This is a genomic window from Nocardia sp. CY41, assembly GCF_009829325.1.
In the GTDB taxonomy this organism is placed as follows: domain Bacteria; phylum Actinomycetota; class Actinomycetes; order Mycobacteriales; family Mycobacteriaceae; genus Nocardia.
The window spans coordinates 13,687-26,549 of record NZ_VUOS01000033.1; the positions used below are offsets into that span (position 1 = coordinate 13,687).

At 69.6% G+C, this 12,863-nt stretch carries 15 protein-coding genes; 5 read left to right on the forward strand and 10 right to left on the reverse strand.

Annotation, left to right across the window (positions count from 1 at the left end; translation table 11 throughout):
- Positions 1-10 precede the first annotated feature (10 nt).
- Positions 11-1,726, reverse strand: coding sequence for an acyclic terpene utilization AtuA family protein (locus GVY64_RS31265; protein ID WP_159849365.1), 1,716 nt, complete (start codon positions 1,724-1,726; stop codon positions 11-13).
- A 187-nt stretch (positions 1,727-1,913) separates the two neighbouring features.
- Between GVY64_RS31265 and GVY64_RS37430 the strand changes: the two genes are divergently transcribed.
- Complete coding sequence (locus GVY64_RS37430; RefSeq protein ID WP_201298243.1) at positions 1,914-2,072, forward strand: hypothetical protein; 159 nt, start codon at positions 1,914-1,916, stop codon at positions 2,070-2,072.
- Here the strand turns inward: GVY64_RS37430 and GVY64_RS31270 are convergent.
- The 4 genes from GVY64_RS31270 to GVY64_RS31285 all read right to left on the reverse strand — a co-directional run bounded on the left by GVY64_RS31270 (position 2,069) and on the right by GVY64_RS31285 (position 5,910).
- Positions 2,069-2,833: an adenylate/guanylate cyclase domain-containing protein gene (locus GVY64_RS31270; protein ID WP_159849470.1), complete on the reverse strand. Its 765-nt coding sequence runs from the start codon at positions 2,831-2,833 to the stop codon at positions 2,069-2,071. The two genes, GVY64_RS37430 and GVY64_RS31270, sit on opposite strands and share 4 nt — an antisense overlap.
- A 499-nt stretch (positions 2,834-3,332) precedes the next feature.
- The gene (locus GVY64_RS31275; protein ID WP_159849367.1) at positions 3,333-4,094 is read right to left on the reverse strand and encodes an ABC transporter permease; all 762 of its coding nucleotides are present in this window, start codon (positions 4,092-4,094) and stop codon (positions 3,333-3,335) included.
- Positions 4,094-5,038: an ABC transporter ATP-binding protein gene (locus tag GVY64_RS31280; RefSeq protein WP_159849369.1), complete on the reverse strand. Its 945-nt coding sequence runs from the start codon at positions 5,036-5,038 to the stop codon at positions 4,094-4,096. Before GVY64_RS31280 ends, GVY64_RS31275 begins: the two co-directional genes overlap by 1 nt.
- Positions 5,039-5,163: 125 nt before the next feature.
- Positions 5,164-5,910 (reverse strand): helix-turn-helix transcriptional regulator, encoded by a 747-nt coding sequence (locus GVY64_RS31285; protein WP_159849370.1) that lies wholly within the window; start codon positions 5,908-5,910, stop codon positions 5,164-5,166.
- A gap of 185 nt (positions 5,911-6,095) precedes the next feature.
- Here GVY64_RS31285 and GVY64_RS31290 point away from each other — a divergent pair, with 185 nt between their 5' ends.
- The gene (locus GVY64_RS31290; RefSeq protein ID WP_159849371.1) at positions 6,096-6,263 is read left to right on the forward strand and encodes a hypothetical protein; all 168 of its coding nucleotides are present in this window, start codon (positions 6,096-6,098) and stop codon (positions 6,261-6,263) included.
- 277 nt (positions 6,264-6,540) lie between these two features.
- On the opposite strand, the gene GVY64_RS31295 is transcribed toward GVY64_RS31290, so the two are convergent.
- Together GVY64_RS31295 and GVY64_RS31300 are read right to left on the reverse strand one after the other, a co-directional pair.
- Entirely contained in the window at positions 6,541-7,230 is a 690-nt protein-coding gene (locus tag GVY64_RS31295; RefSeq protein WP_159849372.1) for a hypothetical protein, read from the reverse strand.
- Positions 7,231-7,375: 145 nt separating this feature from the next.
- The gene (locus GVY64_RS31300; protein WP_201298238.1) at positions 7,376-8,089 is read right to left on the reverse strand and encodes a MerR family transcriptional regulator; all 714 of its coding nucleotides are present in this window, start codon (positions 8,087-8,089) and stop codon (positions 7,376-7,378) included.
- 62 nt (positions 8,090-8,151) lie between these two features.
- Between GVY64_RS31300 and GVY64_RS31305 the strand changes: the two genes are divergently transcribed.
- Positions 8,152-8,619: a DUF6194 family protein gene (locus GVY64_RS31305; RefSeq protein WP_159849373.1), complete on the forward strand. Its 468-nt coding sequence runs from the start codon at positions 8,152-8,154 to the stop codon at positions 8,617-8,619.
- Positions 8,620-8,767: 148 nt separating this feature from the next.
- Positions 8,768-9,754, forward strand: a complete 987-nt coding sequence (locus GVY64_RS31310; RefSeq protein ID WP_159849374.1) for an aldo/keto reductase — start codon at positions 8,768-8,770, stop codon at positions 9,752-9,754.
- A gap of 291 nt (positions 9,755-10,045) precedes the next feature.
- On the opposite strand, the gene GVY64_RS31315 is transcribed toward GVY64_RS31310, so the two are convergent.
- Genes GVY64_RS31315 through thiO form a run of 3 tightly spaced genes read right to left on the reverse strand, consistent with a single transcriptional unit; the run spans position 10,046 to position 12,103 of the window.
- Positions 10,046-10,822, reverse strand: coding sequence for a thiazole synthase (locus tag GVY64_RS31315; protein WP_159849375.1), 777 nt, complete (start codon positions 10,820-10,822; stop codon positions 10,046-10,048).
- The gene (thiS, locus tag GVY64_RS31320) at positions 10,815-11,033 is read right to left on the reverse strand and encodes a sulfur carrier protein ThiS (protein WP_159849376.1); all 219 of its coding nucleotides are present in this window, start codon (positions 11,031-11,033) and stop codon (positions 10,815-10,817) included. Before thiS ends, GVY64_RS31315 begins: the two co-directional genes overlap by 8 nt.
- A complete protein-coding gene (thiO, locus tag GVY64_RS31325; protein WP_159849377.1) occupies positions 11,030-12,103 on the reverse strand; it encodes a glycine oxidase ThiO in 1,074 nt (357 codons plus the stop codon). Before thiO ends, thiS begins: the two co-directional genes overlap by 4 nt.
- 58 nt (positions 12,104-12,161) lie before the next feature.
- On the opposite strand from thiO, the gene thiE reads away from it, so the two are divergent.
- Positions 12,162-12,860: a thiamine phosphate synthase gene (thiE, locus tag GVY64_RS31330; RefSeq protein WP_159849379.1), complete on the forward strand. Its 699-nt coding sequence runs from the start codon at positions 12,162-12,164 to the stop codon at positions 12,858-12,860.
- The last annotated feature ends 3 nt before the right edge of the window (positions 12,861-12,863 follow it).

A 12,863-nucleotide genomic window follows, 5' to 3' on the forward strand; every position in this document is an offset into this window, starting at 1 on the left:
CCTGACCCGGTCATGCGAAGAGCTCCACTGGAATGTCGAGGTGACGAGACCGCAGCCATTCGCCGAGTCCCTTGGCCTGCGGATCGAAGCGGGCCTGATACGCCACGCCCTGACCGAGCAAGCCTTCGATGATGAAGTTCAGCGCCCGCAGATTGGGCAGGACGTGCCGGGTGACGGTCAGCGAAGCCGCTTCCGGCAGTAGTTCTTTGACGCGGGCCACGGTGAGTGTGTGCGCCAGCCACCGCCATTGCTCGTCGGTGCGCACCCACACGCCGATGTTCGCGTCACCGCCTTTGTCACCGCTGCGAGCCAGCGCGATCGTCCCCAACGGGACGCGGCGCGTTTCCCCGGCGGGCAGCGGCTCCGGGGCGGGCGGCTCCGCGACGTCGGCGAGTTCGGTCGTCTCCGTGGCCGGCGCGACGTCGACGCGGGTGCCATCGGGCAGCACCGCCGTGTGCGGAACCTCCGCGGCGTCGACGAAACCGGGCGTGAACACGCCGTAGGGAGATCCGTTGCCGGGCAGCGTCGTGAAACTGCATCCCGGATAGCTGGCCAACGCCAGCTCCACGGCGACGTTGGAGAACGCGCGCCCGACCTTGTTCGGGTCCTGGTCGCGGACCACGCAGCGCAGCAGCGCGCTGGCCTGCTCCTCGGTCGCCGCGTCCGGCCGGTCCAGGCGGGCCAGCGTCCAGCTCAGCTCGGCGGGACGGGTCGGCAGCCAGGACTCCAGCTGGCGTTGCGCGAGTGCGGCTTTGGCCTCGATGTCCAGGCCGGTGAGCACGAACTCCATCTCGTTGCGGAAGCCGCCGAGGGTGTTCAGCGAGACCTTGAGCCGGGGCGGCGGGGCCTCACCGGTGACGCCGCTGATCCGCACCCGATCGGGACCGTCCTGGTCGAGCCGGATGGTGTCCAGGCGGGTCGTCACGTCGGGGCCTGCGTAGCGGGGACCCTGGATCTCGTACATCAGCTGGGCCTCGACCGTGTCGACGGTGACCGCGCCGCCGGTGCCCGCGTGCTTGGTGATCACGCTGCTGCCGTCGGCGCGGATCTCCGCGATCGGGAAGCCCGGCCTGCCCAGATCGGCGAGCTCGGTGAAGAAGGCGTAGTTGCCGCCGGTGGCCTGGGTGCCGCACTCGATCACGTGCCCGGCCACCACCGCACCGGCCAGCCGGTCGTAATCCTTGCGGTCCCAGCCGAAGTGCGCGGCGGCCGGACCGACGATCACCGACGCGTCGGTGACCCGGCCGGTGACCACGATGTCCGCGCCCGCGTTCAAGCATTCGACGATGCCCCACGCGCCGAGGTAGGCGTTGGCGGTCAGCGGCGCGCCGAAACCGAGTTCACCGGCGCGCGCGAGCAGGTCGTCGCCCTCCACGTGCGCGATCTTCGCATCCAGTCCGAGATCGGCGGCCACCTTGCGCAGCTTGCCCGCCAAGCCGGCCGGATTCAGGCCGCCCGCGTTGGCCACGATGCGCACGTTGCTTTCCAGCGCCAGCCCGAGGCAGTCCTCGATCTGTTTGACGAAGGTCTTGGCGTAGCCGAGGTCCGGGTCCTTCATGCGGTCCCGGCCGAGAATCAACATGGTGAGTTCGGCGAGATAGTCCCCGGTGAGGACGTCGAGCTGCCCCCCTTCCAGCATCTCGCGCATGGCACCGAGCCGATCACCGTAGAAGCCGGAACAGTTGCCGATCCGGAGCACATCCGGGTCGGCGGCCAGCATACTCATCAGCGGGAATGCCTCCTGTGCGGCGAACCGTCAGGATGAGCCGCATGCCGCACCCGTGAAGTCCGCTTTCCACGACCAGCATCACACCCGGGCCAGAAAAAAGCAAGCATGCGTGCTTGTTACTTGGCGACGGGGAGTTCGCGACCCACGCGCCCGCCGCCGAGCGGGCTGGAGCAAGATGGGCACGGTGTCCAGCGACGTCAGCGTGATCGTTCTGTTCGCCTTGGCAGGCTTCCTGCTCGGCGGCGCCTACACCACCTGGAAGACGGCCCGGCCGCTGTCGATCGCGTTGGCCGTCTGCGCCGTTCTGGCGGCGGGCGGCGCGCTGGCCTGGTGGCTCGGCTAGCTCTTCGACAAACGGAAGATCCGCAGGTCATCGGGGACGCCGTTGAGCGGAGCGGCGAAGAGGCCGCGGCGATACGGCTTGACCACCAAACCGAGTTCCGCCAGTGTCTCCGGCCGCAAACCCTGCAGCGTCACCTCCGACAGCATGGTGTGGCCGTTGCCGCCCGCCTCCATGACCCGCGCCGCGATCGTGACGTCCACGCCGAGCCAATCGCCCCCGATCTCGCGGGGGGAACCGGTGTGCAAACCGATGCGCATGTGCGGGGTGTAACCGCGCACCTGCACGTCGGCCAGGTTGCGCTTGGCGGTCACGGCCGCGCGCACCGCCCGGTCCGCCGAGGGGAACACCGCCATCACACCGTCACCCATGCGCTTGACCACCTGCCCTCCGCGTTCGGCGATCGGCGGCTCGATGGCCTTGGCCACCTTGCGCAGCAGTTCGAGGGTGGCCTCGTCACCGGCCGAGAGAGACCAGCGCGAGAAGGCCACCAGGTCGGTGAACATGACAGTTACTTCTTGGCTACCTTTGCCGCGGCCCATTCGCTCCAAGGCGGCCTGCCAGACCTGCAAGGCGCCGAAACCGATCTCGCGCGCGGCGCTGGGGGCGCCGCCGACCAGCTTGTCCGCCGCCCGCGCGACCGCTCGCGCGCCACCGGGCCCGGACACCGACAGCGGGTCGCCGAAGGCAGGGTCACCGGGTAGCTGTTCGCGGGCCTTGCGCAGCACACCGATGAGATCCGCACGCTGGTTCGCGGCGTTCATCAGCGCGGACAGCTGGCTGCGGCGCGATCCGCCGGAACGGCGGGAAGAATCGAACCCGTCGGACGGCTCCAACGGAATGACCACCTCGGGCGGTTCGCCACCGGCGGCCTCGCGCCCCGACTCCGGCTCCGTACCGCCGGAAGGTCTTTCGTTCACGCCCCGAGGGTATCTCAGCCGATCTGCCGTCGGCAGATTACCGATCATCGCCATCTCTCACCTCCGCGACGAACACGGCGAGCACGTCGGCGGGCTCCGCGTTGGATAACGAGCTGGTTGCTGAACCGAGGCTACTCGGCACAGCACAGGTCTCGGAACCGGCAAGCGGCATAGTTTCCTCGATGTTCACACGCACGATCGGCCCGGCGCGAGGACTCACACCGGGCCGATCGCGGCACCGACCGCCGGGCAGTGGCGACGGTGGGCGAAGCGCCGGACCTCCCGACAAGGTCGGCGCCCCACAACCCGAGTGGCGAGGGAAGGCGACTCGGGTGGCTTCGCGCTAAGCGTCGCGCTGGTTCACCACGACCAAGGCCGCGCCGAAGACGATCGCGACGAAGACGGTGAAGTACAGCAGGCTGCCCCACGGCCCCCAGTGCCAGTTGGCCGTGGACACGGAGGCGCTGAAGAAATGGTTCGCGTTCGCGAACGGCAGGAACGGCGTGACATTGCGGCCGAAGCTGCCGAACGCGCCGAGCAGCCCCTCGATGAGCAGCGGCCACAGCACGATCAGGGAGATGGCCGCGGCGGACTGCCGCACCAGCACGCCGACGCCGATCGCCAGCAGCACGCACAGGAACGCGTAGATCGGGATGCCGTAGACCTCGCGCCAGTCCTCCGCGCTGGACAGCGTGAGGGCCGCGCCCGCGTCCGGGCCGCTGATGGCCTTGGCCACCGCGTAGGCCAGGAACACCAGAACGAGGGTCAGCACCGCGCCGTACACGCCGACCAGCCCGGCCTTGGTCGCGATCACCTTGGCCCGATGCGGCGTCGCCTGGTACGTGGTCCGGATGATGCCGAAGCGATATTCGCTGGTCACGGTCAAGGTGGCCATGATCATCAAGACCATCACGCCGAAACCGCTGATGCCGGCCACCGCGGTGGAGACGGTCAGGTCGATCGCGCCGTCCTTGCCGTAGGACGCGCGCGCCACCGAGGCGAGCAGCGCGGCCATGCCGAGCGCCAGGGCGATGACGATCGCCGAGCACCACCAGGGCGACCTGGTGGAGGTGAGCTTGATTCGTTCCGCTGCCAGCACGCCCATCAGAGCGCACCTCCCATAACTTGATCGAAGCCTTCGCCGTGGTACTGCACGGCGCCGCCGGTCATCCGCATGAACGCCTCTTCCAGCGACGCGCGCTGCGGGGCCAGCTCGAACAACGTGATGCTGTGCTCGCCCGCCAGCTTGCCGACCGCGTCACTGGACACTCCCGCCACCACCAGCGCGGGGCCGTCGGCTCCGGCCCCGTCCTCGCGGACGGTCATGCCGTTCGAGGTGAGCACGCTGCGCAGCTGGTCGAGCTGCGGGCTGCGTACCCGCACCGACTGCTCGGAGGCGCGTTCGATGAATTCCTGGGTGGTCGAGTCCGAGATGAGCTTGCCGCGCCCGATCACCACCAGGTGCTCGGCGGTCTGCGCCATCTCCGACAGCAGATGGCTGGAGACCAGCACCGTGCGGCCTTCGGCGGCCAGCCGCTGCATGAACCGCCGGATCCACAGGATGCCCTCCGGGTCGAGGCCGTTCACCGGCTCGTCGAACAGCAGCACCTCCGGGTCGCCCAGCAGCGCGCCGGCCAGGCCGAGCCGCTGCGACATGCCCAGCGAGAAGCCGCCCGCGGTCTTGCCCGCCACCTCGGACAGGCCGACCAGCCGCAGCACCTCTTCCACCCGGGACTTGGCGATGTCGTTGGACGCGGCCATCCACTCCAGATGGGCGCGCGCCGATCGGTTCGGATGCACCCACTTGGCGTCCAGCAGCGCGCCGACGGTGCGCAGCGGATGGTCCAGCTCGTGGTAGGACTTGCCCTTGATCAGGGCGGTGCCCGCGGTGGGCCGGTCCAATCCGAGGATCATCCGCATGGTGGTCGACTTGCCCGCGCCGTTCGGTCCGAGGAACCCCGTCACCTGCCCGGGCCGAACGGTGAAGGTCAGATCCTGCACCGCTACGGTCTGCCCGTAGTGCTTGGTCAGGCCTCTCAGCTCGATCATGCGCCCAGCATTCCGCAAATCACGGCCGCGCGCGTCGGTAAATGGTGGCGAGTCGGATCATCCTCGAGGATGAGGAAGAGGTGTCCGGGTGGGTGCGATCCCGTACGGGGCGGCCGGCGAACAGCTCACGCGGTGTCCGGCGGGCGGTCGTAGGCGTCGATCGCGGCCTTGGACGTCGATGAGTCCTGGAGCACCAGCTCCCACGGTCCGGAGTTGATCTCGAAACTCTTGCCGAACCCAACCCACTTGCCGGCCATCCGCGCGCCGGTCAGCTCGATCAGCAGTTGGATCGCACCGTGGTAGTAGGCACCGCGGTAGTAGCCGTCTTGCGCGGTGTGCTCGCGCCACGTGCCCGTAGCCACATGCCCGTCCACCGTGAGGTCCATCTCCATGGACGACTGCGCGGAGTTCGGCAGGCTGCGCACCGTCAGCCGGTTGTCGTGCTGCAAGACGACGACATGGTGCACGGCTGTGAACGTCGCATCCCGTCCGGACGAGTAGTACTCGTACCGCGAAAGCCAAATACCTGAGTAGTTGCCTGGTGTCCTCGACCGCCGCGCGGCGGCGAACTGCTCGGGCGCGACTTCGCCGATAGCCGAGTCCACCACGGTTCCGTCCTCGCCGCCGGAGAGGCTGCGGCCCGCCATCACGGCACCGAAGCCGAGAGACTCGATAGGTAGTCGCATGACCTTCTCCAATGCTCGCGCGTGCGAGGGCCGCGGGTTGGTGGTGAGGCCGGATTCCCAGCGCTGCACAAGACGTTTCGTGGCGCTGGCGCATCCCGCTTCCCGGAGTGCCCGTGCTAGATCGTCCTGGCTCATCAGACGCGCGTTCCTGGCCGCGCGGAGAGCCGTGTTAGGTGCCGAAGCCATGTCGCCACGCTAGTCCTTTGACGCCTATATGTCGCCTTGGATAGAGACGGATTGACGCCGCTTCCGTCATCGCGGGGACATGGCCGGTCGACCGAGTCTGAAGGTGGCCCCGACGTCGGGTAGACGCCGAATCCTCGGCGTCGGGTGCCTGCCAACCGCACCACAACGCGCGAAGGAGTACAGCAATGCCCACCGACCTCGCAGTGACTTTGATCATCATGGCCGCTGTCGGCGGCCTCCTGATCCTGCTGTTCTGGGTGTTGCCGTGGCTACTCGAGCGGGGTGGCGATCCGGACGAGCGAGTTCCCTTCCGCGACGTGATGGACCGCATCGAACGCGAGGAACAGCGATGACGCTGCGGGGCAGTTGGATCCAGGACTACTGCGAGGACAGCAACTGGCCCGCGGATGAGAAGCACGCACAAGGCTTGCTGAAACTCCATGCCACCTGTACGCCACCGTGTCCGCGCAAGCTGTCCGCCGAGCGGTGGCTCCGGGGGCGCGGCATAGACGGACCGGATAGTACGACCAGCCAGGCGTAAAACGGGACAGCTATTCTTCGACTCAGCCGGCCCCCGCGAGATGAGGTCGGAGTTCGAGCCGCGGGGTCAGCGCAAGGTCCGCCGTAGTCTCAGCGGCCCAGCAGTTCGGCGACGTGCAGTAGCGGTGCGGCGTAACCGGGGATCGCGCTCGGATCGCGCAGCGCCGACGATGTTTTGACGAAAGTGAGCAGTTCGGCCCCGGCCAGGCTCCAAGGCGGAACCGTTCTGGCGATGTGCGCGTCGATCAACGGCGGACCCACCAGTGCCTTCGCGTAGCTCGGATCCGCTGTGACGATCCGGTATTGCGAGTCGAACAGCACATTGCCGGTCGCCGTCGGCTTGTCGCCGAACATCGCTCGGCCGAGCTGTGACAGCAGGCCCCGAGGGAGCACCTCGATCGGCGGATACATCCGATCGAGCAGGACCACCACGACGATGAAGTGATGTGTGGTGGTGGTCGTGCTGGTCGTGCCCGTCGCCGAGGTACTGCTGGACGACGTCGTCTGGTACGAGTACTCCGCCACGGTCACGCAGCGGCCGCCGAGCTGCCGGCTCATGGTCACGCCGAGTCCGCGCGAGTTGCGGCCTGGTAGGCGTGCGGTCCACTGGGCGCGGCCGGACTCGGCGAACGTCCAACCGTGGGCCGCCGCCCACTGCCCCAGCATCGCCTTGCGGGCCCGTTCGGCGCGGACGGCCAGCGGAATCGCGACGGCGAGCAGCACAACGAAGGACACGAGAACCGTCACGATCAGCACGCCCATGGCCTGTCCCGCTTCCACTTCCGATTCCTCCAGCGCAGACGCTGTCTACCGGTCGGCGACCCTTTCAGGAGTGTGGGCTCGCGACCTTCCCGGAGGCTTGGACAATCCTTGTGATGCGGCTTCGAAAGCCTCTGTACAGGATCGCGCCGGGATCCCAGGGCGTTTACACCGCGAGCGCGAGCACGGCGGCGAGCGCGGCGGCCGCGTCCAGCAGGGCGTGGGAGCGAGCGGTGATGCTCGCGTCCCGGGCCGCCAGTGCCGCCTCGACGTCATCGGATCGGTGGCCGCGCGGCAGGTCGGGCATCAACGCCTTCAGCGTGTCGACGCGGTATCCGGCCCTGCGGAGCTGATGGACGATCCGGGCGTCGCGGACCTGGGCGGGCGAGTACCGCCGCGTGCCCTGTGCGGTCGCGCGATCCGGGACGACGAGTCCTTCCGCGTCCCAATGCCGCAGTGTCGACGGGCGCACGCCCAGCGCGGCGGCGAGTTCGGCGACGCTCATCGCATCCGACGGCCGTACGTCGGCGATCGGCTCTGCGGAGATCACCTCCGCCGCCCGCTTGGCGAGTGCCAAATCGGCGCGCTCCCGGTCCAGCCCGGCGTGTGCCGCATCGAGCAGGGCGAGCACCTGGGAAAACGGTCCCTCGTGGACGGCGCGAACGATGCGCTTGGCCTCGACGGGGCCGACGCCCGCCGCCAGCGCTCGGTAGGCGAGCGCGGAACGCACGTGCACCTCGCCGTATCGGCGATAGCCCGTCGGGGAGCGGAGCGCTGTCGGCAGAACGCCGTCGCTTTCGAGGTTGCGAATTTGCTGCACGGAGTACCCCGCCCGCCGCGCCACGTCGGCCGTGCGCAGTGTGGAGTTGCGAGTTGGCACCCTGATTCACCTGTATATCCGGCTCGAAGTCTCCACGAGCACCTTAATGAAACGCTGGAATCATGACCATCGACGAGATCATCGACTTCGTCTCGGCCCTCGACGGAGTCCTGACGCTGCGCCCCGGCCCAGGTGACGGCTCGCCCGAAATCAGCTGGGGCGACACGTTCTTCTACTACTCACCGGACGGCGTCGTGCCGACGACGACCCAGCCTTTCGCGACGATCGTGACGAAGAATTACCCCGGCGACGAAAGTTCCCGCCTGGACCGGCCCGACACGTTCCGCGTCAACATCGCCGCCGGAAAAGAAGCCTTCACCCACTGGACCGGCCACACCCCTCGCGAATCATCCCCGCCCGATGATCCGAGCGCGGCGGACACGGTGATGCCCCACCCGATCTACGCATCCGCAGGATGGCTAGCGGTCGTCAACCCCGGCCCCCGAACCGCCGAACCCACCCGCGCCCTCCTCCGCACCGCCTACGAACTCGCCCGCGCCCGCCGCGAACGCCGCCCAGCTCGCCCATAGCGGACCGCGAGTGGCACATGGTTACGGCGAAACGCGGGAAGCTCCTCGACCATGTGCCACTCACGGAAACGGCTTCCGCACTGTTGACATGGAGCGCGCTCCAGCACCTAGCGTCGGGGCCGACGAATTCGAGTGCAGGAGGTAAAGCATGACCGACATCCCCACCCGGCAGCTCGGTGAACTGGCGGTTTCCGCGCAGGGCCTGGGGTGCATGGGTATGAGTCACGGATACGGCGCGGCGGACGACGAACAGTCGATCGCGACGCTGCACCACGCTCTCGACCTCGGGGTCACCTTGCTGGACACAGCCGACTTCTACGGCGCCGGGCACAACGAGGAGTTGATCGGGCGCGCCATCGCGGGGCGGCGCGACGACGTGGTGCTGGCGACGAAGTTCGGCTTCGCCAACCGGCTGGGCGAACCGACCCGCATCCGCGGTGACGCCGCCTACGTGCGTGAGGCGTGCGAGGCTTCGCTGCGCAGGCTCGGAGTCGACCACATCGACCTCTACTACCTGCACCGGGTCGACCCGCAGGTGCCGATCGAGGAGACCGTCGGCGCGATGGCCGACCTGGTGCGGGCGGGCAAGGTCCGCCATCTCGGGCTTTCGGAGGCGAGCGCGGACACTCTCCGGCGCGCCCACGCGGTGCATCCGATCGCCGCGTTGCAGAGCGAGTGGTCGCTGTGGACCCGCGACCTGGAGGCGGAGATCCTCCCGGTCTGCCGCGCGCTCGGCATCGGCCTGGTGCCGTTCTCCCCGCTCGGGCGCGGATTCCTGACCGGCAAGTACAGCTCGGTCGAGGGTCTGGCGGACAACGACGTGCGGCGCAGCCAGCCGCGTTTCGCCGACGGCAACCTCGAACGCAACCTCGCCATCGTCGCGAAGCTGAACGAGCTGGCCGCGGCCAAGGGCGTCACGGCGGGCCAGCTCGCGTTGGCCTGGGTGCAGCACCGCGGCGACGACGTGGTCCCGATCCCCGGCACTCGGCGGCAGCGCTACCTGGAGGAGAACCTCGCCGCGCTGACCATCGAGCTGTCCGCCGACGAACTCGCCGCCATCGAGGCCGCCGCTCCGCCCGATCAGGTCGCGGGCACCCGCTACGACGCGACGAACCTCACTTTCGTCAACGGCTGAGCGCCCACCGCCCCGGACTCGCCCGCCGAGCGGTGGCCTCCCCGCGATGACGTGCGAGCCTCACGTTGTCAACGGCTGAGCCCGCACGGCCCACCGCCCCGGACTCGCCCGCCGAGCGGTGGCCTCCCCGCGATGACGTGCGAGTCTCATGTCGTCGACGGCCGAGTCCGGGGCGGCCCAGCACTCCATGCCCCGGACTCGCCCACCGTGAGGTGTCGTCACACGCCTCGTGCCCGAACGGCTCGAGGATTCCGGCCGCCGTCACCGACTACCGGACGCGGGCTCGGCCCCTCACAGCGCCGGGGACGACGCCTGGGCCCAGAAACGTTTGGGGATGCGTCCGGCCAGCCGCGCCGCATGACCGGCGCGGACGGCGTCCGCCATCGCCGCGGCCATCAGCTCGGGGCGGCGCGCCCTGGTCACGGCCGTGGCCAGCAGCACCGCCGAGCAGCCGAGTTCCATGGCGAGAGCGGCGTCGCTGGCCGTCCCGATGCCCGCGTCCAGGATGACGGGGACGTTCGCGCCGGCGACGATCATCTCGATGTTGTGCGGATTGCCGATACCCAGGCCGGTGCCGATGGGCGCACCCAGCGGCATCACCGCCACGCAACCGGCGTCCTCGAGACGACGGGCCAGCACCGGGTCGTCGTTGGTGTAAGGCAGCACGACGAACCCGTCATCGACGAGTTGTTCGGCAGCGGTGAGCAATTCGATCGGATCGGGCAGCAGAGTGCGCTCGTCCGCGACGACCTCGAGCTTCACCCAGTCGGTGTCCAGCGCCTCGCGCGCCAACTGGGCGGTGAGCACCGCTTCGGCCGCGGTGCGACAGCCCGCCGTGTTCGGCAGCGGCGCGATGTCCAGCCGTTTCAGCAAATCGAGCACGCCGGTGCCGCCCGCGGCGTCGACGCGCCGCATGGCCACCGTGGTCAGCTCGGTGCCGGAGGCGATCAGCGCCTCCTCCAGCACGGCCAGGTTCTCCGCGCCCCCGGTGCCCATGATCAGGCGGGAGCCGAACTCCCGGTCGGCGATGCGCAGCGGAGCGTCGGCCGGTCCGGATGCCTCAGCCACCTTGAACCGCCGTCAGCACCTCGATCTCCCAGCCGCGCCCGACCGGTTCGTCCCAGCGCGATTTGGGGAACACCGCGCCGTCCACCGCGAGCGCGACGCCCCGGCACGGCAGCCCGAGGCGTTCCAACAGCTCGCGCACGGTCAGCGGCTCGGCGAACTCGTGCTCGTCGCCGTTCACCGTGACACCGACGGGGACGGATGACAGCGTCATCTGATTCCTCCTACAGTCGTCGAAAACCGTTGCGGATCGGCGGCTTCCGCTTCGGACAGCACTGCCCCGCCGAGCAGGCCGAGCACCGCGTCCACGGTGAGCGGCACGGTCAGCATGCCGTTGCGGCCGTGCCCGGTGGCCGCGACGATCCTGTCGGTGAGCCGGCCGATCAGCGGCAGGTTGTCCGGGCTGCCCGGCCGCGAACCCGCGCTCGCCTCGGCGAGCTCGTATTCGCCTATGCCAGGGAACACCGCCTCCGCGTCGGCGATCAGGTCGCGGACGCCCGCGACCGTGACCGCGGTGTCGAAACCCGCCTCGTACTGCGTGGCGCCCACAACGATCCCGTCGGCGCGCGGCACCAGGTAGACCGCTCTCCCGTGCACCCGGGCCCGGATGACCCGGCGCGGCGCGGGGGCGACACCTGGGCGGTGCCGCAGGCGCAGGATCTCGCCCTTCACCGGGCGGACCGGCAGTTCCGGCCACAACGTGGCCGAGGCGGCCCCCGCGGCGAGAACGATCTGGTCGTGCGGAAGTTCCGTCAGCGAGTCCACGGATTCGGCGCGCACCACGACGCCTGCCGCCTCGGCGGCCTGCCGCAGCGCGGCGACCAGTTTGCGATTGTCGATCGCCGGTTCGGCGGACGCCAGCAGCGCGGCGCGCACCGTCCTGGCCAGGTTCGGTTCCTTCTCGCGCACCGCGGCGCGGTCCAGCAGGTGCAGCTCGTGCCCGCGGCCGCCGACCCAATCGGCCACGGTGCGCAGGTCGGCCGCGTCGGCCGCGTCCAGCGCGACGGTCATGGTCTCGTCGGCGACGAAGACCGAGACACCGGTCGCGGCCGTCACCCGGGCGGCGAAGTCCGGCCAGCGGGCCAGCGACGCCGCGCCGAACTCGAGCACCCGGTCCTCGCCGGGCCAGCCCTCCGACAGCGGCGCGAGCATGCCCCCGGCCACCCACGACGCGCCCGAAGCCACAGCGGGATCCAGGAGCGTGACCGACCAACCGGTCTCGGCGGCGCGCCAGGCCACGGCCAGTCCGATGGCCCCGCCACCGACGACGGCCAGAGTCCGCATCCCGATCCACCTGCCTCCTGTTTCGCATCCCCACGGTAGCGCGGCTACGGTCGAAGGCGTGCAACCCTCCCACCCGAATCGACCCGCCTCGCCGCGGGAACGTCTGGCGAACGCGCGGCTGTATCTGTGCACCGACGCCCGCCGGGAGAAGGGCGATCTGGCCAAGTTCGCCGAGGCCGCGTTCGCAGGCGGAGTCGACATCATCCAGCTCAGAGACAAAGGGTCACCGGGCGAGGCCAAGTTCGGCCCGCTGGAGGCCAGGGCCGAACTCGGCGCGCTCGCCGAACTCAAGGCCGCCGCGCGCAGGCACGGCGGGCTGGTCGCGGTCAACGACCGCGCCGACATCGCGCTGGCCGCGACCGCCGACGTGCTGCACCTCGGACAAGGCGATCTGCCGCCCTGGTACGCGCGCCGGATCCTCGGGCCCGACGTGGTGATCGGACGATCCACGCACAACCGCGCCCAAGCCGGGCTCGCCGCGATCGACGAGCACATCGATTACTTCTGCACCGGCCCCATCTGGGCGACTCCCACCAAACCCGGCAGGCAGGCGGCGGGCCCCGAATTGATCCGCTCCACCGCGGAAGCCCATCCCACCCGGCCGTGGTTCGCGATCGGCGGGATCGACGCGGGCAACCTCGGGCAAGTGCTGGAAGCCGGGGCGACGCGGGTCGTCGTGGTGCGCGCGATCACCGAGGCGCGCGATCCGGAAGCCGCGGCGCGGCAGCTGAAAACGGCGCTGCTCGCGCACGCGTGAGCG